The sequence below is a fragment of the Natronohydrobacter thiooxidans genome, from assembly GCF_001884735.1.
Classification (GTDB): Bacteria; Pseudomonadota; Alphaproteobacteria; order Rhodobacterales; family Rhodobacteraceae; genus Roseinatronobacter; species Roseinatronobacter thiooxidans_A.
In genome coordinates this window covers 77,043-102,256 of the sequence record NZ_MJAP01000012.1, presented here as the reverse complement: position 1 = coordinate 102,256, position 25,214 = coordinate 77,043, and the positions used below count along the sequence as shown (strand labels likewise).

25 protein-coding genes are annotated in these 25,214 nt (G+C 61.4%); 16 read left to right on the top strand and 9 right to left on the bottom strand.

Features of this window, described 5'->3' with window-relative positions:
• Positions 1–31: 31 nt before the first annotated feature.
• The 3 genes from BG457_RS08265 to BG457_RS08255 are packed head-to-tail and all read left to right on the top strand — an operon-like array spanning position 32 to position 2,746.
• Complete coding sequence (locus BG457_RS08265) at positions 32–1,207, top strand: cytochrome P450 (protein WP_071796614.1); 1,176 nt, start codon at positions 32–34, stop codon at positions 1,205–1,207.
• A gap of 22 nt (positions 1,208–1,229) precedes the next feature.
• On the top strand, positions 1,230–1,553 hold the full coding sequence (locus tag BG457_RS08260; RefSeq protein WP_071796613.1) for a 2Fe-2S iron-sulfur cluster-binding protein: 324 nt from the start codon (positions 1,230–1,232) through the stop codon (positions 1,551–1,553).
• The gene (locus BG457_RS08255; RefSeq protein WP_071796612.1) at positions 1,550–2,746 is read left to right on the top strand and encodes an NAD(P)/FAD-dependent oxidoreductase; all 1,197 of its coding nucleotides are present in this window, start codon (positions 1,550–1,552) and stop codon (positions 2,744–2,746) included. Before BG457_RS08260 ends, BG457_RS08255 begins: the two co-directional genes overlap by 4 nt.
• Positions 2,747–2,831: 85 nt before the next feature.
• On the opposite strand, the gene BG457_RS08250 is transcribed toward BG457_RS08255, so the two are convergent.
• From BG457_RS08250 to BG457_RS08235, 4 genes are all read right to left on the bottom strand, one after another.
• Positions 2,832–4,163, bottom strand: coding sequence for a TRAP transporter large permease (locus tag BG457_RS08250; RefSeq protein WP_071796611.1), 1,332 nt, complete (start codon positions 4,161–4,163; stop codon positions 2,832–2,834).
• A 9-nt stretch (positions 4,164–4,172) separates the two neighbouring features.
• Complete coding sequence (locus tag BG457_RS08245; protein WP_071796610.1) at positions 4,173–4,685, bottom strand: TRAP transporter small permease; 513 nt, start codon at positions 4,683–4,685, stop codon at positions 4,173–4,175.
• Between the two features lie 63 nt (positions 4,686–4,748).
• Positions 4,749–5,780, bottom strand: a complete 1,032-nt coding sequence (locus BG457_RS08240; RefSeq protein WP_071796609.1) for a TRAP transporter substrate-binding protein — start codon at positions 5,778–5,780, stop codon at positions 4,749–4,751.
• Between the two features lie 67 nt (positions 5,781–5,847).
• Positions 5,848–6,642, bottom strand: a complete 795-nt coding sequence (locus BG457_RS08235; RefSeq protein WP_071796608.1) for a crotonase/enoyl-CoA hydratase family protein — start codon at positions 6,640–6,642, stop codon at positions 5,848–5,850.
• Between the two features lie 99 nt (positions 6,643–6,741).
• Here BG457_RS08235 and BG457_RS08230 point away from each other — a divergent pair, with 99 nt between their 5' ends.
• The 5 genes from BG457_RS08230 (at position 6,742) to BG457_RS08210 (ending at position 13,002) form a co-directional block, all read left to right on the top strand.
• Entirely contained in the window at positions 6,742–7,629 is an 888-nt protein-coding gene (locus tag BG457_RS08230; protein ID WP_281249227.1) for an amidohydrolase family protein, read from the top strand.
• 105 nt (positions 7,630–7,734) lie between these two features.
• Complete coding sequence (locus tag BG457_RS08225; protein WP_071796607.1) at positions 7,735–8,202, top strand: MarR family winged helix-turn-helix transcriptional regulator; 468 nt, start codon at positions 7,735–7,737, stop codon at positions 8,200–8,202.
• Positions 8,199–8,972 (top strand): SDR family NAD(P)-dependent oxidoreductase, encoded by a 774-nt coding sequence (locus BG457_RS08220; RefSeq protein WP_071796606.1) that lies wholly within the window; start codon positions 8,199–8,201, stop codon positions 8,970–8,972. Before BG457_RS08225 ends, BG457_RS08220 begins: the two co-directional genes overlap by 4 nt.
• Before the next feature lie 23 nt (positions 8,973–8,995).
• The gene (locus tag BG457_RS08215; RefSeq protein ID WP_071796605.1) at positions 8,996–10,768 is read left to right on the top strand and encodes a feruloyl-CoA synthase; all 1,773 of its coding nucleotides are present in this window, start codon (positions 8,996–8,998) and stop codon (positions 10,766–10,768) included.
• A 644-nt stretch (positions 10,769–11,412) separates the two neighbouring features.
• A complete protein-coding gene (locus tag BG457_RS08210; RefSeq protein ID WP_071796603.1) occupies positions 11,413–13,002 on the top strand; it encodes a xanthine/uracil/vitamin C permease in 1,590 nt (529 codons plus the stop codon).
• A gap of 54 nt (positions 13,003–13,056) precedes the next feature.
• On the opposite strand, the gene BG457_RS08205 is transcribed toward BG457_RS08210, so the two are convergent.
• Positions 13,057–13,728, bottom strand: a complete 672-nt coding sequence (locus BG457_RS08205) for a GntR family transcriptional regulator (protein WP_071796601.1) — start codon at positions 13,726–13,728, stop codon at positions 13,057–13,059.
• Positions 13,729–13,910: 182 nt separating this feature from the next.
• On the opposite strand from BG457_RS08205, the gene dctP reads away from it, so the two are divergent.
• The 7 genes from dctP to BG457_RS08170 all read left to right on the top strand — a co-directional run bounded on the left by dctP (position 13,911) and on the right by BG457_RS08170 (position 21,783).
• Entirely contained in the window at positions 13,911–14,894 is a 984-nt protein-coding gene (gene dctP, locus BG457_RS08200; protein WP_071796852.1) for a TRAP transporter substrate-binding protein DctP, read from the top strand.
• A gap of 70 nt (positions 14,895–14,964) precedes the next feature.
• Entirely contained in the window at positions 14,965–15,513 is a 549-nt protein-coding gene (locus BG457_RS08195) for a TRAP transporter small permease subunit (RefSeq protein WP_071796851.1), read from the top strand.
• Positions 15,513–16,829 carry a TRAP transporter large permease gene (locus BG457_RS08190; protein WP_071796599.1) on the top strand — a complete coding sequence of 439 codons (1,317 nt, stop codon included), beginning with the start codon at positions 15,513–15,515 and terminating at the stop codon, positions 16,827–16,829. The genes BG457_RS08195 and BG457_RS08190 overlap by 1 nt, the downstream gene beginning before the upstream one ends.
• A 13-nt stretch (positions 16,830–16,842) precedes the next feature.
• Entirely contained in the window at positions 16,843–18,126 is a 1,284-nt protein-coding gene (locus BG457_RS08185; RefSeq protein ID WP_071796597.1) for a malonyl-CoA decarboxylase, read from the top strand.
• Positions 18,127–18,166: 40 nt separating this feature from the next.
• On the top strand, positions 18,167–19,681 hold the full coding sequence (locus tag BG457_RS08180; RefSeq protein ID WP_071796595.1) for a malonate--CoA ligase: 1,515 nt from the start codon (positions 18,167–18,169) through the stop codon (positions 19,679–19,681).
• Positions 19,682–19,930: 249 nt separating this feature from the next.
• Positions 19,931–21,337 carry a PAS domain S-box protein gene (locus BG457_RS08175; protein ID WP_071796593.1) on the top strand — a complete coding sequence of 469 codons (1,407 nt, stop codon included), beginning with the start codon at positions 19,931–19,933 and terminating at the stop codon, positions 21,335–21,337.
• Between the two features lie 137 nt (positions 21,338–21,474).
• Positions 21,475–21,783, top strand: coding sequence for a hypothetical protein (locus BG457_RS08170; protein ID WP_175546768.1), 309 nt, complete (start codon positions 21,475–21,477; stop codon positions 21,781–21,783).
• On the opposite strand, the gene BG457_RS08165 is transcribed toward BG457_RS08170, so the two are convergent.
• From BG457_RS08165 to BG457_RS08150, 4 genes are all read right to left on the bottom strand, one after another.
• Positions 21,778–22,455 (bottom strand): Crp/Fnr family transcriptional regulator, encoded by a 678-nt coding sequence (locus tag BG457_RS08165; RefSeq protein ID WP_139257620.1) that lies wholly within the window; start codon positions 22,453–22,455, stop codon positions 21,778–21,780. The genes BG457_RS08170 and BG457_RS08165 overlap by 6 nt on opposite strands.
• 108 nt (positions 22,456–22,563) lie before the next feature.
• Positions 22,564–23,070 carry a DUF2383 domain-containing protein gene (locus tag BG457_RS08160; RefSeq protein WP_071796587.1) on the bottom strand — a complete coding sequence of 169 codons (507 nt, stop codon included), beginning with the start codon at positions 23,068–23,070 and terminating at the stop codon, positions 22,564–22,566.
• A gap of 35 nt (positions 23,071–23,105) precedes the next feature.
• Positions 23,106–23,279: a DUF1328 domain-containing protein gene (locus BG457_RS08155; protein WP_071796850.1), complete on the bottom strand. Its 174-nt coding sequence runs from the start codon at positions 23,277–23,279 to the stop codon at positions 23,106–23,108.
• Between the two features lie 175 nt (positions 23,280–23,454).
• On the bottom strand, positions 23,455–24,249 hold the full coding sequence (locus tag BG457_RS08150) for a response regulator (RefSeq protein ID WP_071796585.1): 795 nt from the start codon (positions 24,247–24,249) through the stop codon (positions 23,455–23,457).
• Between the two features lie 381 nt (positions 24,250–24,630).
• Between BG457_RS08150 and BG457_RS08140 the strand changes: the two genes are divergently transcribed.
• A complete protein-coding gene (locus tag BG457_RS08140) occupies positions 24,631–25,200 on the top strand; it encodes an RNA polymerase sigma factor (protein WP_071796581.1) in 570 nt (189 codons plus the stop codon).
• The last annotated feature ends 14 nt before the right edge of the window (positions 25,201–25,214 follow it).

Sequence of the window (25,214 nt, the reverse complement as noted above, 5' to 3'; positions counted from 1 at the left end):
TATTCTTCCCATCACTGTTTGGGAGGAAGATATGCCACTGGCCCCGCTGGACGAGACAATCACGATCACGCAACTGATCGACGATCCCTATCCGATCTATCGCAGGCTTCGTGCCGAAGCGCCGGTCATGCGTGTGGCCTCGGTCAAGCGCACGCTTCTGACCAAGGCCGACCTCACCCGCGCGGTGAAGGACAACCCGCTGCTGTTCAGCAGCAACGATCCGAATACACCGATGCGCCCTGCGCTGCGGGCGCATACGCTGATGCGCAAGGACGGGCCGGAGCATATGGCCGAGCGCATGGCCATGATGCCCGCTTTCTCGCCCAAGCGGATTCAGACGGATTGGGCACCGCTTTACGAGCAACTGGCGCAGGATTACATCGCGCGGCTGCCGCGCGGCGAAGTGGTGGATCTTTTCGCCACGCTGTGCGGCCCGCTTGCCGCGCGCATTCTTGCCCATATTCTCGGGATTCCCGAGGCGACGGATGCGGAAATGCAGCGCTGGTCGCAGCGGATCATTGACGGCGCGGGCAATTTTGGCTGGAAACCCGAGCTGTTCGCCCTGTCGGATGAGGCCAATGACGAAATGGATGCGCTGTTCGACCGGCTTGCGCCGCAGCGGATCGCGGATGCGGACGGGACGGCCTATTCGGTGATGCTCACCGCCGCGAACCCGATTCCGATGAGCCAGATCTACGCCAATCTGAAGATCGCCATCGGCGGCGGGATCAACGAGCCGCGCGACGCGCTGGCGACCGTGCTCTTCGGGCTCTTGGACAATCCTGACCAGCTGGCCGAGGTACGCGCGCAGGAAGCCTGGGGCAAGGCATTCGAGGAAGCCATCCGCTGGGTCGCGCCGATTCAGGTCAGCTCGCGCCTTGTGACCGAGGATACGGAACTGGGCGGTTTCGACATTCCCAAGGGCGAGACAGTGATGACCGTGCAGGCTTCGGCCAACCGCGACGAAGACCTCTACGAGAATGGCGAAGAATTCTTCGTTTTCCGCGACAAGAATCCGCATCAGGCTTTCGGCAACGGGCCGCATCATTGCGCCGGGGCCCATATCGCGCGGCGGACGGTGGGCAAGATCATCCTGCCGATGCTCTTTGACCGCTTTCCTGACATGCGGCTGGTGGATCGGGATCTGGTCGCTTGGAAGGGCTTCGGCTTTCGCGGGCCGATCAATCTGCCGGTCATCTTGAACTGAAGGCAATGCAGGGAAGACAGAAATGGTAAAAGTCATCTATATCGCCGCTGACGGCACACGCACGGAAATCGATGCGCCGGAAGGCGAAAGCGTCATGCGCGTGGCATTGGCCAACGATGTCGAGGGGATTGTCGGCGAATGTGGCGGGGCGATGATGTGCGCAACCTGTCACTGCTATGTCGAGCCCGATTGGGCCGGGCGCACCGGTGAGCGCGTATCCGGCGAGGAAGACATGCTGGAAGGGGCCGCATCAGAGGTAACGCAATATTCACGCCTCTCGTGTCAGATCCCGCTGACCGGGGCGCTGGATGGTCTTGTCGTGCGCCTGCCCGAGGATCAGATTTGACCCTCGCGTCGGTCATCATCATCGGTGCGGGTCAGGGCGGGTTGCAGGCGGCGATCAGCCTGCGGCAAGAGGGGTTTTCCGGCGCGATCACGCTGATCGGTGCTGAACCCGGCCTGCCCTATCAGCGTCCGCCCCTGTCGAAAGCCTATCTGCTGGAGGGCAAGGCAGAGGCCCTGACGCTGCGCCCGGAGAGCTTCTTTCGCACGAAGGATATCACCTATCTGACCGAGACGCGGGTCGAAGGGATCGACCGGGCGGCAGGCCAAGTGATCGCGTATGGCCCGCAAGGGACGATGCGGCTGGGCTATGACGCGCTCGTGCTGGCGACCGGCGCGCGCAATCTGCGCCCCCCCATCGAAGGGCTGGAGCATGCGCTGGATCTGCGCACTCTGGCGGATGCCGCGCGATTGCGTGCAGCCCTTGCCACCAAGCGCCGGATCGCTGTGATCGGGGGCGGGTTCATCGGGCTGGAATTTGCCGCCATGGCCCGCAAGCTCGGGCATGGCGTGAGCGTGATCGAGGCCGCGCCCCGGCTGATGGCGCGGGCGGTGTCGCCTGCGATCTCGGCGCATTTCGCGCGTCTGCATCAGGATTGGGGCACAGAGCTAATCCTTGGTCACGCCGCCACCCGGATCGCGCCGGATGCGGTCACATTGGCCAATGGCGGAACGGTTCCGGCCGATCTGGTGCTTCTGGCCGCCGGGGTGCGCCCGAATAGCGATTTGGCGGAAGCGGCAGGGCTGGTGGTGGAGAACGGCGTCCGGGTTGACGCGACGCTGCGCAGCTCGGATCCGGCCATCTTTGCCCTGGGCGATTGTGCGTGTTTCCTCGATCCGCGTACGGGGGCGCATATCCGGCTTGAAAGCGTGCAGGCGGCAACCGATCAGGCTAGGCTGATCGCGGCCAATCTGGTGCGGGGGACAAGCACCGCATATGGCGCCTTGCCGTGGTTCTGGTCTGATCAGGCCGATATCAAACTGCAGATCGCCGGATTGGGCGGGAATGATTGCACCGATATCCTGTTGCAGGACGGGGTGGTCGCGCGCCTGCGCGGGCCAGATGTGGTGGCTGTCGAAACCCTCAACAAACCGGGTATCCATATCAGGGCGCGCAAGCTTCTGGCCGGGAATGACCCTGTTGCGCTTGATCAGATCAGCGCAATCGCCGCGCCTCAGGCAGCGGGCGCAGCCTGACACGGACCAGAGGATGATAGCCATGATCGCCGCCCGGACAGGTACCTGTCCGGGCGTTTTGCCTTGGTTGGTCAGAGAACCCGGCTCACCTGAATGCGTCCAGAACCCAGACCAGCCCCAGCGTGATCGAGGGGAAGGCCACGAGGATGACCACCCGGATCAGATCCGTCGCCACGAAGGGCAGCGCCCCGATGAAGGTTTCGCGGATCGGCGTGGCGCGGTCCATCGAGTTGATGATGAAGAGATTCATCCCCACCGGTGGCGTGATCAGCCCGACCTCGACCACGATCAGAACAAGGATACCAAACCACAGGCCGAATTCTGCCGGGGTCATCCCGAAATCGAGTGCCAGCATGATCGGGAAGATGATCGGCACAGTCAGGAGTACCATGGACAGCGAATCCATGACGCAGCCCAGCAGCAGATACATCACCAGCACGAGGGCCAGCACCAGCCAGGGCGACAACCCTTGTCCCGCCATCCAGGCCGAAGCCAGACTGGGCAATTGCGTCAGCGACAGGAAGCTGTTGTAGAGCGCGGCGCCAAGGATGATCAGGAAGATCATTGCCGTGGAGGAGGCCGTTGACAGGATCGCATCACCGAGCCGCGCCCAGGTCATCTGTCCCGAGGCCAGCGCGATTATCCCCGTGCCCGCCGCGCCGATTGCCGCAGCTTCTGTCGGGGTGAAAATACCGGTATAGATGCCGCCTACAACCGCCACAAAAACCACCATGACCGGCCAGATTCTGGCCAGCGCGCGCAACCGCTCTGGCCAGGCGACGCGTTCGCGTACGGCGGCGCTGTTCGGATAAACCCGCACCCAGACCGAAATCGCAAGGATGTAGCCCAGTGCCGCCAGCAGCCCCGGCACGATGGCGGCGATGAAGAGCTTCTCGATATTCTGTTCGGCGAGGATCGCATAGATGACCAGAATCACCGAGGGCGGGATCAGGATACCCAGCGTGCCGCCTGCCGCCAGCGTGCCGGTGGCCAGCGAGCCGGGATAGCCGTAGCGGCGCAGTTCTGGCAGGGCGACCTGCCCCATTGTGGCCGCTGTGGCCAGTGACGAGCCGCAGATCGCCCCGAACCCGGCGCAGGCGCCGATAGATGACATCGCCATACCGCCTTTGCGATGGCCCAGAAAGCTCTCTGCGGCGCGGAACAGTGCCGAGGACATGCCCGAGATCGTCGCGAATTGCCCCATCAGCAGGAACAGCGGAATGATCGAGTAGGAGTAATTGGAAAACGTCCCGAAGGTCAGCGTCTTGAGCTGGTTGAGCGTCATCAGCGGTGTGCCCATGACCATCCAGGTGCCGCCGATGCCCAGCGAGATCATCGCCAGTGCGATCGGCATGCGCAGGAAGACCAGAATCAGCAGGACCGGAAAGGACCACAGCGCGAGTTCGATATTGGACATGAGTCTTTCCTAATCCGGCAGACCGGCCAGCCGACGCCCTGACCGCAGCACGCAGAAAGCGGCTACAAGCACAAAACCGCAGCCCCCCAGCAGACTCAGCGCATAGGCCTGCCAGATCGGGATCTGCGCGATAACCGAGGTATCACCAAAGCGCATACGGTCCAGCATCCCCAGATAGAGCCGCCAGGTGCCGACCGCAGCCACGACCAGCATGCCGATATTGAACAGCAGATCGAAGAACCGGTTGAGCCGGTCCGGCATCGCCTTCTCGAACAGATCGACGCGGGCATGGATCTCGCGCATCTGTGCAATGGGCAGAAAGGCGAAGATCGCCACGGCCATGCCGATCTCGGTATAGTCATAGATGCCGCGCAGGGGCCGCAGCCCGATATCGAGCCACATCAGCGCGCGACCGGCGATCGACACGCAGGTAAGCACGATCAATACCAGAAGGACGGCGCCCCCCAGCAATGCCAGCCCGCGCGCCAGCCCGTCAACAACTCGCGTGAGATGCCGATACATGCCTCTCTCCCCGGCACGAGGACGCGCGACAATGCCGCGCGTCCGGCTTCTGCTCAGCCTGGCTTAGCCGCCATGCGCCGCGATCAGTTCGCGCGCCCGCTCGATCAGCGCGGCCCCGTCGATGCCCTGACGCTCCATATCCGCCACCCAGCGATCATAGACCGGGGTTGCCGCTTCTTTCCAGCGGTCGATTTCCGCATCATCCAGTGTGACAATGTTGTTACCCTGCTCCACCGCGGCCTCGCGGGCGGGCGCATCCATGTCCCACATCACCTGCGACGCGAATGCCGACAGCTTCTCGCCCGATTCCGCGTCGATGATCGCGCGCAGATCCTCGGGCAGGGCTTCGTAGCGGTCCTTGTTCATCGCGAGGATGATCGTCGCAGTGTAGAGCGATTCACTGCTGGCGAATTCGGTGTGATGCCCGACCAGCTCTGCCAGCCGGATCGAGGTGGTCACTTCCCAGGGCAGCACGGTCGCCGCGACCACGCCGCGCGACAGCGATTCCGGGATCGCGGGCAAGGGCATGCCCACCGGCTCTGCGCCCAGTTCGGCCAGCAGGTCATTGATGATACGGGTCGGTCCGCGCAGGCTGAGGCCGCGCATGTCTTCCAGTTTCTCGACCGGAGTCCGTGAATGGATCATGCCGGGGCCGTGGTTCCAGGCACCAAGGATTTTCACATCCTCGAATTCGTTGTTCTGAAAGTCGGTTTCGACCATTTCCCAGAATGCTTTCGCCGTGGCCACGGGGCTCGTCATCATGAAGGGCAGCTCAAACACTTCCGAGCGGGGGAAGCGGCCGGGCGTGTACCCCACCAGCGTCATGGACAGGTCAACCACGCCGTCACGCGCCTGATCAATCAGTTCCGCAGGACGCCCGCCCAGCGACATGGAGTCGAAATGCTGGATATGAATGCGCCCTTCAGAGGCTTCCTCGATCGCATCGGCCCAGGGGCGCAGGATCATCGCAGGCACCGGCGCATAGGGCGGCAGGAACTGGTGCAGGCGCAGCGTCACCTCCTGCGCCGATGCAACGCCCGGCATTGCGAGTGCAGCCCCGAGCGCGAGGCTTGCGAGCAACTGTCTTCTTTTCATGGTTCTCCTCCCAGTTTGTGATCTTTCGGTAAAATCAAGGGGTCTCCGGCCCCCTGTATTCGCCGGATCAATCCGGTCGAAACTTGGGCGGCCTTTTCTCCAGAAAGGCCCGCAATCCTTCTTTCGCGCCATCCGAGGTCTGCACCAGCGCGGCGGCCAGACTTTCGGTGAACAGCCCGTCTCCGCGGGACATGTCGTTGATGCGCGAGATCGCGTTGATCATCAGGTAATTCGAGAAAGGCGCATTATCCGCGATCTTGCGCGCGAGTTTCTGCGCCAGCGCGAGCCCCTCGCCCTCGCCCACGGCATAATGCGCAAGCCCCAGAGCAAGTCCTTCTTCCGCGCCATAGCTGCGCCCTGTCAGCATCATTTCGCGCATCCGGTCAGCGCCCAGAATACGCCCCACGCGCACTGTGGCACCCCCGCCGACGAAGATCCCGCGCAGCCCTTCGGGGAGCTGGAAACGGGTGGAGGGCTCGGCAATCCGCACATGGGTCGAGGCGGCGATCTCCAGCCCGCCGCCGATGACCGCGCCGGTCAGCACCGAAATGACCGGCAGCGGCCCGAACTCGATCAGTTCCGACACGCGGTGCCAGTTGCGGGAATGAAAGACACCCTCGATCGGCGCGCGATGCTCATGTTCGGCAAGGTCGAGCCCGGAACAGAAATGCCCGCCCTCGCCGCGCAGGATCACCACACGCACCCCCTCGGGCGGATTCGAGAAAAACGCGTCCAGTTCATCCACCAGCGCGTCATTCATGGCATTGCGCTTTTCCGGCCGGTCAAAGACCAATGTCGCGATATCGCCATCCCGCTCCAGGCGGATGACGCGGTTGCCGGGCTGTGCGCTGTCCTTCATCATGGGCCTTCCGATCTGCTGCCACTTTTTGTTGTAATGCTAAACAGTTTTTCTGTATAGCATTATTTTCGAGATGTTCCAGAATCCATGCGAGGGCGCGCGATGATTGACCTTTCCAAAGTGCAAGCCATTGATTTTCATACACATGCCGAAGAGCCCTGCAATCATTGTCGCGATGATGGCTATAACGAATTTCAGGCCGGGATGGCGGCCTATTTCAGGAATCCGGCCGGTGTGGATGGCATGTTGCCCACAGTGCAGGATACCGCGAATTATTACCGCGCGCGCAATATTGCCGCCGTGATCTTTCCGGTGGATGCCGAGCGCGAGACCGGTTTCCGGCGCTACAGCAATGAGGAAGTCGCCAAGATATGCGCAGAGAATGCGGATATCCTGATCCCCTTTGCCAGTGTTGATCCGCATAAGGGCCGCGCCGGTGCGCGCGAGGTGCGCAGGCTGGTGCGTGATTTCGGAGTGCGTGGTTTCAAGTTTCACCCGACGATGCAGGGCTTTTTCCCGAATGACCGCGAAACCGCCTATGCGGTCTATGAAGCGGTCGCCGAGGAAGGGGCTATCGCCTTGTTCCATACCGGGCAGACCGGTGTCGGCTCGGGGATGCGCGGGGGCATGGGCATGCGCCTGAAATACTCGAATCCGATGCATCTGGATGATGTGGCGGTTGATTTCCCGGATATGCCCATCGTGCTGGCCCATCCTTCCTTCCCATGGACCGAAGAGGGGCTGGCGGTTGCCCAGCACAAGCCCAATGTCTATTACGACATGTCCGGCTGGTCGCCCAAATATTTCCCGGAAACCTTCATCCGCTACGCGAATTCGATCCTGAAGAAAAAGATGCTCTTCGGCTCTGACTGGCCCGCGATCACGCCCGACCGGTGGCTGAAGGATTTCGCCGACGCCCCGTTCAAGGACGAAGTGCGCCCGCTGATCCTGAAGGAGAACGCCGCGCGCCTGCTGGGGATGTCCGGGTAACGCCGACTTGCACGACAGATGACACTCGCAGCACAGGCTGATTATTGTTTACTAGATTAACAATTTGCGCTATGCCAAATCTTGCAACCGGGGCAGGAGCCAGGAATGACACGGGAAAAACGGACATCGGACGCTGACATTGTTCCGGCGCAGCCTGAACTGGAAGAATTCATCGGCTATAATCTGAAACGTGCCTATGTAATCGTGCAGTCCGATTTCCGGCGCGTCCTTGGCGAGGATGGTTTCAGCCCGCGTGCCTTTTCGGCTTTGTCGCTGGTCGTGCAATACCCCAACATCACGCAGACAGGGCTGGCCAAGATGCTGGGCATTGAACGCTCGGGTCTTGTGGCGATCGTCGATGATCTGGAACAGCGCGGCTTTGTTCGTCGCACCCATGTTCCCAGCGATCGCAGGGTTCAGGCGCTGCTGCCAACAAAGGCAGGCGCAAAGGCCATTGCCGACGCGACCGATGCGGTCCGTGCCCATGAGAACACGCTTTTCGCCAGTTTTACGCCGGAAGAGCGCAGCACGCTGATGGCGCTTCTGCTGCGCGTGCGTGAACTCGGAGAATGAGCTTGCGCAGCTGGGAGGGACATGGCGCCATCGTGACAGGGGGCGCCTCCGGTCTGGGCGCCGCCACGGCGCAACACCTGGCGCAGGACGGGCTGCGCGTCGTGATTTTCGACAGGAACGAAACCGCCGGAACCGAACAGGCCAGGGCCATCGGCGGCAAATTCGTGCAAGTCGATGTCGGCGATCCTGCATCCGTCACGCAGGCCGTGGCGCAAGCCGAAGAACTGGTCGGAATGCCCCGTGTGCTGGTCAATTGCGCAGGTATTGGCGGCGCGGCCAAGACTGTCTCGCGCGGGGCGCCGCATGACCCGGATCTCTTTGCGCGTATCCTGCGGGTCAATCTGATGGGGGCATTTCTCTGCGCCTCGACCGTTGCCGCGCGCATGGTCTCGGCCGAACCGCTGGATGCCGATGGCGCGCGCGGGGTGATCGTCAACACCGCTTCTGTCGCGGCCTTTGACGGGCAGGTCGGGCAAGTCGCCTATGCCGCGTCCAAGGGCGGCATTGCCGCGATGACGCTGCCGATGGCGCGCGATCTGGCAGACAAGGGCGTGCGGGTCTGCACCATCGCGCCGGGCCTGTTCCTGACGCCGCTGCTGCATGAACTGCCCCCAGAGGTGCAGGCGTCGCTTGGCGCGCAGGTGCCCTTCCCCTCGCGACTGGGGGATCCGGGCGAATATGCGGCCCTTGTCAGCCATGTCACGCAGAACCCGATGCTGAATGGCGAGATCATTCGTCTTGACGGTGCCATACGGATGGCCCCGCGCTGAATCCCATTGCTGGAGGTCAAACCATGCTTACGACCGCTGATTTCTGGTGTCCTGAATTCGACTATGAGCGCCACGCGGATGGCACGATCCTGATGCGCCAGCGCGGCGAGCTTCCGCCCTATTTGCCCACGCTGAGCGATTATCTGGACCGCTGGGCCGATGCGACCCCGGACCAGTGCTGGATTGCGCGGCGCGGCCCCACCGGCGACTGGGACAGGATCACATATGGGCAGGCGCGGGCGCAGGCGCAGGCCATCGGCGGCGCGCTGCTGGCGATGGGGCTGGGGCCGGACAGGCCGCTGATGATCCTGTCGGGCAATTCGCTGGAACATGCCCTTCTGGGGATAGCCTGCCTCTATGCAGGGATCCCCTATGCGCCCCTGTCACCGGCCTATTCGCTGGTGTCGCAGGATCACGCCAAGCTGAAAGCCATCGCGGATCTGCTGAAACCCGGCGCAATCTTTGCCGAGGACAGCACGGCCTATGCGCCCGCCTTTGCCTCGGTCGCCCGGCACAATGCGATGCTGATCACGCTGGACGCTTCCGCCACGACGACGGGGTTTCACCGCCTGCTTGAGGGCGATCCCTCGCTTGCGCAGCAGGCCCGCGCGCGTATCGGGGCGGATACGGTGGTGAAATACCTCTTCACCTCTGGCTCGACCGGAACGCCGAAGGCGGTGATCAACACCAATGGCATGATCTGCGCCAATCAGGCCATGATCCGCGACTGCTACCGCTTCATGCAAAATGAACCGCCCGTTGTGCTGGACTGGGCGCCCTGGAATCATACAGCGGGCGGCAACAAGGTCTTCTACATGGTGATGACCAATGGCGGGACGCTCTATCTTGATGATGGCAAACCGGTGCCGGGCAAATTCGACGACACCCTGCGCAACCTGCGCGAAATCGCCTGCACTTGGTATTTCAACGTGCCCGTGGGCTGGGAAATGGTGGTCGAGCATCTGGAGCGCGACCCGGAACTGGCGCAGGTGTTTTTCAGCCGTCTGCGCATGATGTTCTATGCCGGCGCAGGCATGGCACAGCATATCTGGGACCGTCTGCGCGCGGTGGCGCAAGCGACGACGGGGCGCGATGTGCTTCTGTCCACCTCGCTCGGCTCCACGGAAACCGCCCCTTTTTCGATTTCCTGCACAATGGTGCAGGAAAAAGCCGGAAATGTCGGCGTGCCCGCACGGGGCATCACGATGAAACTGGTGCCCAGCGGCGGCAAGCTGGAATTGCGGCTGAAGGGTCCGAACATCACGCCCGGCTATCTGGGTGATCCCGAGAAGACCGCTGAAGCCTTCGATGAGGACGGATTCTACTGCATGGGCGATGCCTTGCGCCCGGCTGATCCCGAGGACTTTGCGAAGGGCTTCTTTTTCGACGGCCGCGTCGCCGAGAATTTCAAGCTGAATACTGGCACATGGGTCGCAGTCGGCGCCGTGCGGGCGGGGCTCGTGGATGCGATGGGCGGGCTGATCCGCGATGCTGTGATCACCGGCGAGAATGAAGCCGAGCTTGGCGCGCTGCTCCTGCTCTCGCGCGAGGCCCTCGCCATGCCCGCCGCAGATCTGGATGCCGCCTTGCGCCCCCGGCTTTCGACCCATGCAAAGGCCGCCACAGGATCGGCAAACCGGGTGCGGCTGGCTGTGGTTCTGCACGAGGAGCCCAGCTTCGACCGTGGCGAGATCACCGAGAAAGGCTCGCTCAACCAACGCGCCCTGCGCGGAACCCATGCAGCGCTGATTGCCAGCCTACATGCAGGACATGCGGACGGTATGATCCGCGTCTGAACCGGGACGGGGCGGAGCATCGGCGCATGCAACCTGCGCGCAGCCGATCCTATGGTCGCCGAGAGGCTGGCCGCCTCTGGCCTGCGGGGGCAGTTGCCCGAGATTTTCAATATACCGTTGAAATAGTCTGCCAGACTCAACCAATTTATTGAAAGTGGATTCTGTGTCAGGTTGGCTTCAGGGACATTCTGGTCCCGGCCAATGCTGCGGAGGAATTCATGGCCCATGGCAAGAAGACCCGGCGTCGTTTCGCGTAGATGCAAACAAGGCCCGGAGATGTTGCCGGATATCGCATCAGGCAAAGGGGCGGTTGACGCGCTGTCATAGATGGCCGGAGGCCCAGACAGATATCGCGATTATGCGCGTCCGGTTGGAAGCCGCACATCCGTGGAAAACAGATGGCGCAGACGAGGTGCAGCACGTTCACGCGAAACGGGCAGCACCGTCCAATGGCCCGCGTCATCAGGCATGACAAACCGCTCAGAGGGCAAACCGGATCCCCGGCCAGTAATCTGGCCAGAAAATCGCTGCGGCGAAGGAATACTCGTGCCCCGCGCGAGAATCTGGCGCGTTTTCGCGTCGTTTGAGGGAGGAGGCGGCACGCGGGGAAGTGCCGCCCTATGGCAAACCACGGAGGAAACACAATGCGCACAGAGGGAATGCCGTACCGGCTTGTCTCGCGCGGGGATTACAGTGCGTTCTGGGCATTGTTCACCGACAACCTGATCAACCTGATGGTGCTGGCGGGGATCTGCCAGTTCGTCTTTCAGATGCCCGCCGAAATCGTCTATGGCCGGATCGTGCCGGGGGCGGCAGTGGCGATCATCGCCGGGATCGCGGTCTATGTGGCTCTGGCGCGCCATGTGGCGGGCAAGACCGGGCGCGACGTGACCGCCCTGCCTTACGGCATTTCGACACCGGTGATGTTCGTCTATCTGTTCGGCGTCATCGGCCCGATCTACTGGGCCACGAATGATGCCGTTCTCGCCTGGCAGGTCGGTATCGGCGCCGGTTTCATGGGCGGCATCGTGGCCGCGCTTGGCGCGATCATTGGCCCGTTCCTGAAGCGCGTCACGCCCCGCGCGGGCATGCTGGGCACGCTCTGCGGGATTGCGCTGGTCTTTATCGGCACGGTTCCGCTGGCCACGATCTTCGAGAATCCGTTCATCGGTTTTGCCTCACTCATCATCATCCTCTGGGGTCTGGTGGGGCGGTTCCGCTTGCCGGGCAATGTTCCCGCGGGTCTGCTGGCGCTGATCGTGGGCACGGTGGTCGCGCTGATCACCGGTCAGGCGACGATTTCGGCCGAAGGTGTGGGCTTCTACCCGCCCATGCCCTATTTCGGCGATCTGGCCGTGGGGATTCAGCATCTGTTTGCCAACCCGGAATTGTTCCTCGTGCTGGTCCCGGTCCAGATCTACAATTTCATCGAGACCATGAACAATGTCGAATCCGCCGAGGCCGCCGGGGATCGCTATCCGGTTGCAGTCTGTCAGCTGACCGATGGCGCCGGCACGATGATCGGTGCGCTGTTCGGCTCGCCCTTCCCGACCACCGCCTATATCGGCCATCCTGCCTATAAGCGGATCGGTGCGCATGCGGGCTATGTCATCGGGGTGGCCGTGATCATACCCTTGGGTGCCTTCTTCGGTCTGCTGGCCTTCCTCAACAATCTGATCCCGGTGGCCGCCGCCGCGCCGGTGCTGGTCTTCGTCGCGCTCAGCCTGATCACCAATACGGCGCAATCGGTCAAGAGCGAGCATATGGCCGCGATCACCATCGCCATGATGCCGCATGTCTCGGCTTTCCTGCTGATCCAATGGGGCGCATTGGCCGGAGCCCTGGCCGCGACAGGTGCCGCCGGAATGCTCTCGCTTGGCGATCCGGCCCTGACAGCGGCGCTGGCCATGGAGGGGGTTCCTTTCGCAGGCCATCTTGCGCTGTCGCAAGGGGCGATCCTGACCGGCCTGATCTGGGGCGCGATTGTCGCCAGTGTCATTGACGGGCGCTTCGTGAATGCGGGTGGCTTTGCCGCCGCCGCTGCCGCGATGGCGATGGTGGGGATCATCCATGCGCCGGGGCTGCATTGGCCGGAAGTCAATGGGATCACCGCCGGATACATGATCACGGCTGCGTTCCTGCTGATCTACCCCCGTGTCAGCAGCCGCAGCTGCGAGCGCGAGGATGATCCGAGTTCGGATTCAGGAGCCGAACAGGCCCGGCCTGCGGAATAGCCCGGAAAACACTGGCAAAGGGCGCGGTTGCGCCCTTTGCCCATTCTGGTTTGCCTAGGCCCGTTGCGCACTGAGGGGCGAGGCATTGTAGCTCGCCATCAGGTCATTGAACTTGCCGCCCTGAACCGCAACATGATCGCGCAGGGCTGTGGCAACTTCTTCTGCATGACCCTTTTCGAGCGCGTCGAGGATCACCCGATGTTCTGCCAGCGATTGTTCCAGCCGCCCGCGCACGCGCAGTTGCAACCGGCGGAACGGTTTCAGGCGCGCATGTAGCCGACTGGCCTGATCGGCCAGAAAACTGTTGCCGGAGGCGCTATAGAGCAGATGATGAAAGCGCTCGTTCTCATGATAGTAGCAATCGTGATCATTGGCGCGGACCGCCTCTTCGCAGGCCACGACCGTTTCCTGCAGCGCGGCGAGATCGGCATTTGTCACACGCCGCGCAGCCAGACGCCCGCAAAAGGCTTCCAGCTCCGCCATGACCTCGAACATCTCGACCATCTGGGTCAGGCTCGGATGGCGCACAAAGGCCCCGCGATGCGGCAGCAATTCGATCAGACCAGAGGCCGCCAGCGCCTGAAACGCCTCGCGCAGCGGGGTGCGCGAGCAGCCGAAACGCTCTGACAGGGCGGTTTCATCCAGCCTTTCGCCATTGGCCAGTGCGCCTGTGACGATCATCTGCTCCAGGGATTCGCGAATGATATCTGCGCGGCGCGAGGTCATGACGTCGGTCCTGATGGAATGGCAAACCGACGCTAGGCCATAGGTTTGTATTTTGCAACGCAATAATTGTATACAATATGGTTGACTCTGGATGCAACATGCCGTTTCATTCCGCATGTCATTGTTGAGGAGCAATGCGCTTTCAGGGCGTGCAGCCCGGATCATATGTCAGGGAGGACATCATGAAGTTTTTCGCATTCGCAGCGGCCTCGGTGGTCGCGCTTGGAACGGCGTTTTCGGCACAGGCCCAACAGCTTCGCCTGTCCCATCAATGGTCAACCGCCGATGTGCGCCACAAGGTCGCGGAAATGATCGCCGAAGAGGTCGAGGCCGCCGATGTCGGTTTGTCGATCCGGATTTTCCCCTCGGCCTCGCTGTTTTCGGCCACCGAGCAGTATCAGCCCGTCAGCCGTGGCCAGTTGGACATGACCGTCTATCCCCTGTCCTATGCGGGCGGACTGCGGCCCGAATTCAATCTGACGCTCATGCCCGGCATCGTGCGCAACCATGACCATGCCGCGCGGCTCAACAAATCCGAGTTCATGCAGCGGCTCGAAGACCTGATGGCCGAAGATGACATCATGGTTCTGGTGCATGGCTATCTTGCGGGTGGGTTTGCGTCAAAAGGTGACTGCATCACCCGCCCCGAGCATATGGAAGGCCGCACAGTGCGCGCCGCCGGACGTGGGTTCGAGCAGATGCTCGCGGCTGCGGGCGCCTCGATCTCGTCCATGGCCTCGTCCGAGATCTATAACGGGATGCAGACCGGCGTTCTGGATGCGGTGAACACCTCTTCTTCGTCTTTTGTGTCCTTCCGGCTATACGAGCAGGTCGACTGCTACACCCCGGCAGGCGATATCGCCCTGTGGTTCATGTATCAGCCGCTTCTGATGAACAAATCCACTTTTGAGGGACTGTCGCAGGAACAGCAGGAGGTGCTGCTGGCCGCATCCGCCCGCGCGGAGGAATGGTATCTCGAACAGGCTAAGATCGATGATGAGCGCTCGGTCGAGGTTTTCAGCAACAATGACGTGCAGATTGCCGAGATGACAGCCGAGGATTTCGAGGCCTGGCGCATGCTGGCAACCGAGTCCGCATATCAGGATTTCCTGAGCCAGGTTCCGAACGGTCAGGAATTGCTGGATCTCGCTTTCTCGGTGGAATGACCCATCCGCATCGGGCGCAGCGGTGCTGCGCCCGATCCACTCCTTCCATCGACATTCAGGAGCCGGCATGATGCCCAAGACAACAGCAGAGGCCGGGTGGCGACGCGGCGCAGGAACTCTGATCCGCGCGATTGGCGGGATATCGACCCTGTGCGGCTGGATCGCCGCCGCGATGATCCTTGCCTCGGTCCTCATCACCTGCCAGATGATTTTCGTGCGTTTCATGCTGCGCCAGTCCACGATCTGGCAGACCGAAACCGTTATCTATCTGATGATCGCGGCCACGATGCTGGGCCTGCCCTATGTGCAGAAACTGCGCGGGCATGTGAATGTCGATCTGCTGCCCATGTGGCTTCGCCCCGTGCCCCGCAAGATCCTTGCCGTGATCGTCCTGCTCTCGGGCATCGTGGTTCTGTCGGTGATGGCCTTCTATGCCTATGAGCACTGGCATCTCGCCTATCAGCGCGGCTGGCGCACCTCGACTGTCTGGGGCCCGAAACTCTGGGTGTCGCTGATCGCAATGCCGGTTGGCTTTGCCCTCTTCATCCTGCAACTGCTTGCCGATCTCCTGGCATTGCTGATCGGGCGGGACACCGCCTTCGGACTGGAGGCCGACTGATGGACCCGCTCATCCTTGGCGCGCTTGTCGCCTTCGTCACCATCGCCGTGCTCTTCTCAGGCGTGTCGGTCGCCACCGGGCTACTGATCGTTTCGGCCGTCTTCCTTGCCCTGTTCGAGGGGATGTGGGCGCTGGAACTGATGCCCGACAAGTTCTTCGGCAAGCTCAATTCCTTCGCGCTCTTGTCGATCCCGATGTTCATCATCATGGGCTCGGCGATTTCCTCGACCCGCGCGGGCGCCGATCTCTATGAAGCGCTGGAACGCTGGCTGACCCGCGTTCCGGGGGGGCTGGTCATGTCCAATCTCGGGGCCTGTGCGCTGTTTTCGGCCATGTCCGGCTCCAGTCCCGCCACATGCGCCGCCATCGGCAAGATGGGCATCCCCGAGATGCGCAAACGCGGCTACCCGGATACGGTTGCTTCTGGCTCGATCGCGGCGGGGGGCACGCTGGGCATCCTGATCCCGCCCTCGGTCACGATGATCGTCTATGGCATCGCGACCGAGACTTCGATCGGGCGGCTGTTTCTGGCAGGCGTGCTGCCGGGGCTGATGCTGGTGGGGCTGTTCATGGCCTGGTCGGTCTATTCGACCTGGCGCGATACCGGGCTTTCGGTGATGTCAGCCAAACGCTACAGCCTGCGCGAGAAATTCGAAATCCTGCCCCGCGTGATCCCTTTCCTGCTGGTCATCATCGGCGTGCTCTACGCCATGTATGGCGGCATCGCGACGCCATCGGAAACCGCCGCTGTGGGCGCGCTCTTGTGTCTGCTGATGGCGATTGTGATCTATCGCATGTGGTCGCCCAAATCGCTCTGGGTGGTGCTGCGCGATTCGACGCGGGAATCGGTGATGATCCTGTTCATCATCGGTGCGGCGGGGGTGTTCAGCTACATGCTGTCCTCGCTCTATATCACACAATCCATCGCCATGTGGATCACTGCGCTCGACGTCAATCGCTGGGTGCTGATGGGCGCAATCAATGTCTTCCTGCTGATCGCGGGGTTCTTCCTGCCCCCCGTGGCGGTGATTCTGATGGCCGCGCCGATCCTGCTGCCGATCATCCTGGCTGCGGATTTCGACCCCTACTGGTTCGCCGTGATCCTGACGATCAATATGGAAATCGGGCTGATCTCGCCGCCGGTGGGGCTTAATCTCTATGTGATCAATTCCATCGCACCCGATATCAAGCTCAAGACCATCCTCAAGGGCTCGCTGCCCTATGTCGGTTGCATGGTTCTGGCCATCGTGATTCTGTGCTTCTTTCCGGGTATTGCGACGTGGCTGCCGGATATCGTGATGGGTCCGGTGCGGTAAAAGGGTCGGAACAATGAACAGAACCGGATATCTGGGCGATCTGCTGGGCCAGCTTGTCGAGCGGCGTTTCGCACCGCTGCGCGGCAGTTCCGGCAAACCTGTGACCGAGATGTGTGCGAACCTGCTCGCGGGCGCGGGCGAGGTCTCGACAATGCGCCTTGCGCGGGAAATCCTCGGGGCCTATGCCCGTATGGATGATGCCGCAAGGCGGGACTTCTTCCAGCATCTGGCGCAGGATTACGACCTTCATCCGGATGCGGTGGTTCAGGCAGCGCTGAGCTATGCGGCGTCGCGCGATGCGCGGCAGTTGCGGTTGCTACTGCAGACCGCAGAGCCGCGCCGACAGGAATTGCTGCGCCGCCTGAACCACGCGCCCGGTGCCACGAAGGAACTCGTGCGGATGCGCAGGGATTTGCTGGCACTCCTGCCCGAGATCCCCGAACTGGCCCGCGTGGATCTCGATTTCGCGCATCTGTTCCAGTCCTGGTTCAACCGGGGTTTCCTTGTGCTGCGACAGATCACATGGGAAAGCCCGGCGAGTTTGCTGGAAAAGATCATCGAATATGAAGCCGTCCATGAAATCGGCGACTGGGAAGCCCTGCGCGCGCGCGTGGACCCCAAGGACCGGCGCTGCTTTGCCTTTTTTCACCCGGCCATGCCCGACGAGCCGCTGATCTTTGTCGAGGTGGCGCTGGTCAAGGGGGTGCCGGGCTCTGTGCAGGCGCTGCTGGCCGATGGGCGCAAGCCGCTGGATCCCGCACAGGCGGATACCGCCACCTTCTATTCGATCTCGAATTGTCAGAAAGGGTTGCAAGGGATCAGTTTCGGCAATTCTCTGATCAAACAGGTTGTGGCCTTGTTGCAGCAGGAATTGCCCCATCTGCGCCAATTCGTGACCCTGTCCCCGATTCCGGGCCTGTCGGGCTGGTTGCGCGACCGCGCCGAGGGGGGCGACAGCAGTATCCAGGCACTTCTGGACGGCCCGGATAGGCTCGACGAGGCCGGACAGATGCGCTTGCGCCGACTGGCCGCGCATTACCTGCTGGATGTCAAGGACAAGCGCGACCGCCCGCGCGATCCGGTTGCGCGCTTTCACCTGAATAACGGCGCGCTGGTTCATGAAATTCACGCGACTGCGGATATCTCGCCGCGCGGGTTGAAACAGTCCTGCGGCGCGATGGTCAATTATCTCTATGACCTTGATCAGGTCGAGACCTATCACGAAAGCTATGCCGCACAAGGCAAGGTCGCCGCAACCAGAGCCATGCGCCAGCTTGCGCGCGCCGGACAGGACTAACCGCTCTCGCGAAGCGATGGCAGGAAGGAGGAACATTTCGATGACCAACCCCATGTATGAGACGCTGTTCGCGCCACTGGCTGACGCGCCAAGACCGTTTCTGACGCTTGCCGATGGCAGGAAGATCAGCGCGGCCGCGTTTCATGACCTGATCGCGCGCTTCAGTCATACGCTGAGGGCCTGCGGGCTGGAACCCGGCGACCGGGTTGCGGTTCAGGCGTCGAAAACGCCGCAGATGCTGGCGCTTTACGGGGCAGCCATGGCCTCGGGCATCGTGTTCCTGCCACTGAACACCGCCTATACGCCTGACGAACTGGAATACTTTGTCAGCGATTGCGGGGCGCGGCTTTTGCTGGTCGATCCGGGCCGCGTGGATGCGCTTGCGCCGCTGGCCAAGCGGCTGGGAATCGCCTTGCAAAGCCTTGGCCCCGGCGGCAGCTTTGACGCCCTCGCCGCGGGGCACCCCACCCGGATCACACCGGCCGCGCGCAGCGGCGATGATCTGGCCGCCCTGCTCTACACTTCGGGCACGACCGGGCGCTCCAAGGGCGCCATGCTCAGCCAGAACAATCTGCTGTCGAATGCCGAGACGCTGGTCGAGCTCTGGCGCTTCACCGAGAAGGATGTCTTGCTGCATGCCTTGCCGATCTTTCACACGCACGGGCTTTTTGTGGCCTCGAATGTGATCCTGCGTGCCGGCGCGCAGATGATCTTCCTGCCGAAATTCGATCTGGATCAGGTTTTCGATCTGCTGGATCAGGCCACAACCATGATGGGTGTGCCCACCTTCTACACCCGTCTGCTGGGCGATCCGCGTCTGAGCCGCGAGACTGTCGGCCATATGCGGCTCTTCGTTTCCGGATCCGCACCGCTCCTGGCAGAAACGCATCTGCAATGGTCCGAGCGCACGGGCCATGCGATTCTGGAACGCTACGGGATGACCGAGACCAATATGCTGACCTCAAACCCCTATGATGGCGCGCGCAGGCCCGGCACGGTCGGCTTTCCGCTGCCCGGTGTCGATCTGCGCATTGCCGATCCGGCGAGCGGAACCGAGATGCCGCAGGGCGAAACCGGCATGATCGAGGTCAAGGGACCGAATGTCTTTCAGGGCTATTGGCAGATGCCCGAAAAGACCGCCGAAGAATTCCGCGACGACGGGTATTTCATGACCGGCGATCTGGGAATGATCGACGATCAGGGCTATGTGAATATCGTTGGACGCGCGAAGGATCTGATCATCTCGGGGGGCTATAATGTCTACCCCAAGGAAGTCGAACTGACGCTTGATGACATGCCCGGCGTTCTGGAAAGTGCCGTTATCGGCCTGCCGCATCCTGACTTCGGCGAAGCTGTCGTCGCAGTTCTTGTTCCGACCGGAGAGGGGCCGGACGAGCGGCAGATCCTAGGGGAACTCTCGGAAAAGCTGGCCCGCTACAAACAGCCGAAAGCGTTCATCATCCTGCCGGAACTGCCCCGCAACACCATGGGCAAGGTCCAGAAAGCCGAGTTGCGTAAAACCTATAAGGCGTATTTCAAAGACACGGCAGCATGACCTTTGTCGCGCGTCCTTGGGGCGATCCGTATTCAGTTCCTGAGCAGATCGGGAACTGACGTCATCCACGGTTGCTTCCCGGTTCTGCGGCGGCTTATGCGGCGCGCCACCGTGGAAAGCCACGCGAAATAACAGTATTCGAGATGTATTTTTCGGCACTTGCGCTGTTGTGAACCCGTGGCTAATTTCAACCCGAGATTGCGATTAACCGCGCCCGCGCACGGTCTTACTCCAGAATGGAACTGGCAGATGCGGAACGAACGCGACAAAATACAGGATGCGACCTTGTACAGAACAGGCCATGCTGAATCCGCAGAAGAAGCCGCCCGAACTCAGGCCCGGCTTCAACGTATCATCACCCAGATGCCTGCAGGGCTGATAGAGACAGATGCGCATGGGCGTATCACATTGGTCAACCCGCGCCTGTGCGAGATGCTCGGCTACCGGGAAGATGAGTTGATGAGCAAAACCATCTGGGAATTGACAGCCCCCGACTGCCTGACGGAAACCCGGGCGATTGTGGCAGATTTGGTGGCGGGTGCAGATCACGCGCAACTCGAAAAACAGTATCTGTGCAAGGATGGCACCCGGCTTCAGGCCAGCAGCACCAAGAACGCCTTGCGCGATGCTTCCGGGCAGTTTCTGGGCATATCGTCAATTGTGGTCGATATATCGGCGCGGCTGCAAACTGAAGCGAAGCTGCGTCAGATACTTGACCATACCAATTCGTTGATCGGTGTGCTCGCACCTGATGGCACGTTGATCGAGATAAATCGTCCAGCGCTGGACCTTGGGGGGATGTCGCGCGACGTTGTGGTCGGACGGAAATTCTGGGAGTGTTTCTGGTGGTCTCACGATCCGGAAGAAGTCGCACGGCTGAAAGATGCTGTTGCGGCTGCTGCGCGCGGCGAATTGCAGCGCTATGATGCCTCTGTCCGGGTCAGCGCAGAAGGGCGGATGGCGATAGATTTCAGCCTGTCGCCGGTACTGGATGACGATGGCAACGTCGCCTTTCTTGTTCCCTCGGCCTATGACATCACCGCGCGCAAGCGCAGCGAGGAACGGCGGGCCTTTGCCATGCGCGAGGTCAATCACCGCTCGAAGAATCTGCTCGCCGTCGTACAATCAATGCTGCGTCAGATGCAGCCTTCGGATGTATCCGATTTCGTGCGTGATTTTGGCGGGCGGTTGCGGGCGCTGTCAGCCTGTCAGGATTTGCTGGTTCATTCACCATCGGAAAAACTTGATCTCGAATCGCTGATCCGGGCGCAACTGGCGTATTTCGATGCGGATCTGGAGCAGCGCCTGCAACTTGGCGGCCCTGCGCTGGACGTGACCCCCGAAGCCGCCCAGAGCCTTGGCATGGCCATTTACGAACTGGCCACCAATGCCGCCAAATATGGTGCGCTTCTGACCCCGGAGGGGCGCGTCACTGTCGGCTGGTCTATATCCGGCGATGACAACAGAAGATTGCACCTGCACTGGCGCGAATCCGGCGGCCCCGCCGTCGTCGCCCCACAGCGCCGGGGCTTCGGTTCAGTCGTGCTTGAGGACATGCTGGCCATGGCCTTGTCGGCGCAGACGGAAGTCAGGTTCCGCCAGACCGGGCTGGAATGGTGGCTGGATAGCCCGCTGGAGCAGGTTACCGCAACCTGACTCTACGTTACCTATGTCGTAGTTTATAGCGCCGCTTCACAACTCTGTGCAGACCGGAGTCTTTCACGGAAGAGGTGGCGAAGCATATGGGAAGCAGTTTTCTGGTTTGCGTGAATTTTGCTCTGGTCGCGAAGGATGTGACCGCGACATTGCAGCAGAAGGGACTCGGCATACCGCTGATTGTCACCACCCCGGAGGAGGCGCTTGTCGCGCTCGGATCCCTCGCCGATGATTGCATGCTGCGTGTCGCGGTCGTGCAGATGCCAGCCGCGCAGTTTGCAGCCAGTTCATTATGCGCTGCTTTGCGCAATCGGAGTGTACCTGTCATTATTCTGGATGACGGACCGCCGGACGCAGCGGCAGATCTGGCCTTTCCGATCCTGGCGCTGCCCTTCTTTACCGAAGATCTTGAGCGTATTCTGGAAAAGCTGGTGCAAAACTCATAGCAGAGGGCGGTCGGGCGGCAAGGCGCAGTCGGTCATCGCGATTTCGGCGAGCGCTTCGGCATCCGAGATCCACAACCGGCCGTTTTCCCATCTCGCCAAGGGGCGCAGCCGTGCCAGCGTCTTGTTGGTATGCACCAGCGACAAGCCCATGGCATCGGCCAGATCGCGCTGCCGCAAAGGCAGCGGCACATCTCCAGCCTCCTGCGCCAGACCGACCGCACTCAGACGGTTGTAGATCTTGAGCAGGGCCCAGGCCACGCGCTGCGTGGCGTCGCGCTGGCCCAGAGTGGCGATGGTCTCGCCAAGGAAATGTTCCTCGACCGCAGCGATCCAGGTCAAGGCATAGGCGCGATCCGGACTGGAGCAGTAGAGCTCGTGCAATCTGCGTTTTTCGAAACGACACAGCACCATCGGGCTTGAGGCAATCGCCGTGCTTGATGCGCCGCCGGCCAAGCTGGCCTGCAAGCCCACAACATCGCCCGGAAAGATGAGATTGACCACTTGTCGCTCGCCATTGAGCAAGTGCTTCACCCGCACACCCTGCCCTTCCAGCGCAGTGTAGAAATACGCGCTTTCATCGCCTTCATGGAATAATACCTCTCCCGGCGCGAGACGCACTTCGCCCGAGCGGAATTTCATCATGAAAGAAAGCTCTTCTGCGCTGAATGGCATGAACAGGTCATGGCGGCGCAGAGGGCATGTCTGACAGGGATGCATTCGAAGACGCCTCACCGAGAGAGCAAAACGACAGCGGGCGCGCGAAGGCGCGCCCGTCATTCGTCAGGTTGCATGCTTTACCAGCAAAGCATCAATGTCGGCCATATGTTGGCGCAGCATGGCATTCGCCTCGACCGTCTGGCCGATATCTCGGGCTTCGGCATAGCCTTCCAGCACGTGCTTTTCGCCTTCCTTCACCCGGTCCATCACGCCTTCATCGACGTTCTCGATCCATGACCGGGCTTCGATCAGGGCGCGATTCACAGTGCCGAAAAACGTGCCATGCTCCGAGGCTTCGCGTCCGGCGCGCTCCAGATAGGCCGCAAGCTCGCGATCATGCCTGCGGTGCATTATCAGAAAGGCTTCGGCGACCGGGCGGAACGAGGGCTCTGCCTTTTCGACCAGCTTGTCGAATCCTTCGATCACATCCGCGACGCGGCGATGCGCCTCGGCGATCCTTTCAAGCGGTTCGTCATCCGGGTCAAGCGGCTGCGCGGGGCGGTCCTTTACCTCTCCCGGTGACGGTCCGAAAAAATTGGAATGCAACTGCTCCAGCTCTTTATCAGCCATCACATACTCCTTTCTTCCGCTCCGGTCAGGAGTGGTCAGACCGGCGGTCTACCCTGCACGGCGCGCGCGACCATCGCGACCAGAAAGAGCACGAGGAAAACGACGAACAGGATCTGCGCGATCGAAGAGGCAGCGCCTGCAATCCCCGTGAAACCAAGCGCTGCGGCAATCAGCGCGACGATGAGAAACGTGAGTGCCCAACCAAGCATGATATGTCCTTTCAGTTTCGGGCGTCGCAGATTTGCGACCATTGAAGAAACAACAGGTCAGGACATGAATGGTTCCGGTTCTTGTCGTTCAGATGCGCAAACGTGAACACGCGGGACGCATTATGAAAAACCCGAGCCAATGGCGCGGGTCAGTGTCGGCTGGCTGACAGAAAGATCAGGCGTGCAGTGTCTGGGTCGAGGCGAAGAACATCGCCTGAGAGACTGCAGAGCGGACCTGTTCCTCGTCGAAAGGCTTGGGGATCAGAAAGGCCGGTTCGGGTTTCTCACCGGTCAACAGGCGCTCGGGATAGGCGGTGATGAAGATCACCGGCGTATCGGGACTGTCGCGCAGCAAGTCGACGACAGCATCCACGCCAGAACTGTCATCGGCCAGGTGAATGTCGGCCAGGATCAGATCGGCCTTCTCGCGCTTGCCAAGCGCGATCGCCTCGGCGCGCGTGCGGGCGATGCCCGTCACCTCATGGCCCATCTCGGTGACGATACTCTTGATATCCAGCGCGATCAGCGGTTCATCCTCGATGATCTGGATACGACCGCGCACCGATCTCGACATTTCACGATAGGCAATCGCCACGAGTTCCTGCGCCTCGTCAACCGAGATCTGAATGATCTGCGCAATCTCTTCAAAGGAAAACTCTTCCAGCGCGCGCAACAGAAGCGCTTCGCGGGTGTTGGTGGTCAAATCAGCCAGCATGGACTGCGCCCGCGCTTCGATGCCTTCCACCGGCTCGCTTCCGACAGGTGCACCAGTGCTTTGCCACACAGTATGAAACGCCCGGAAAAGCCCCAGCTTGGGCGACAGGTCGTCATTCAGAAGGCTGCGATCATCCAGAATGGCTTCCAGTGTCGCGGCGGCGTAGCGGTCGCCGGTATGCTGCGACCCGGTAAGCGCGCGCGCGTAGCGACGCAGAAACGGAAGCTGTTGGGCGATTTGCATCGATGTCGACATTTTGTCCTCAAGGCTTGTTGCGTGGTGATCTTATCGGTAACTCTGCAGATGATGCCGGAACTGAAAAAATCCACGGGTTTTGCGATTTCATCGGAACCGAACCTGCAGAAACGTGTTTGGTTCCATTGAACGGTGGAAAAATGCCAACCGGCACCATTTCGGAATGCCCGGTTGATACAAATATGAGAACATGATGGCAATGCGACGCGGTGAGCCCAAGAACGACCAAGATGTACCCATTGAGGTGGCCCGGCAGATAGATGAGAACCTGAAGCGGCTTTACGGTCCTTCGGCTGAAGATGAGCTTCCGCAAGATCTGGAGCGGCTTATCGCGTCCCTGCGCGCGGGCGAAGGGAGTCCCGACAACGGGGCCCAAAGCAAATGAGTTCCTCACATTCTGCTGAAACCGATCCGCGTGAGGAGATCGTGACACATCTGGCTGCGCTGCGCGCATTTGCGCGCGGCCTGACCGGCAATGTCAGCAGCGCAGATGATCTGGTGCAAGAGACCGTCCTCAAGGCATGGGGAAAGTTCGATCAGTTTCGCGCCGGCACCAATCTGCGCGCCTGGCTTTTCACCATCATGCGCAACACCTTTCTGTCCGCCCGGCGCAAGAGCGTGCGCGAAGTGGCTGATCCCGAAGGCAGTTTCACAGCGCAGCTCGCCAGCAAGCCCGATCATGACGGGCGGCTTGCCATGCAGGAACTGAATAGTGCGATGCGCGAGCTGCCTCTGGAGCAGCGCGAGGCGCTTTTGCTTGTGGGCGCGCTCGGATTTTCGATCGAGGAAGCGGCGGAAACCTGCGGCTGTGCGCCCGGAACGATCAAGAGCCGTGCCAATCGCGGCCGCGCCGCGCTGGCCAAGCGGCTGGGACTGGACAAGGATGAGGAGGTGCTTCCGACGGACAAGACCGTGACCGGGGTGCTCTCTTCCGCGCCTGTAGCCTTCTGATAGCAACGCAAACG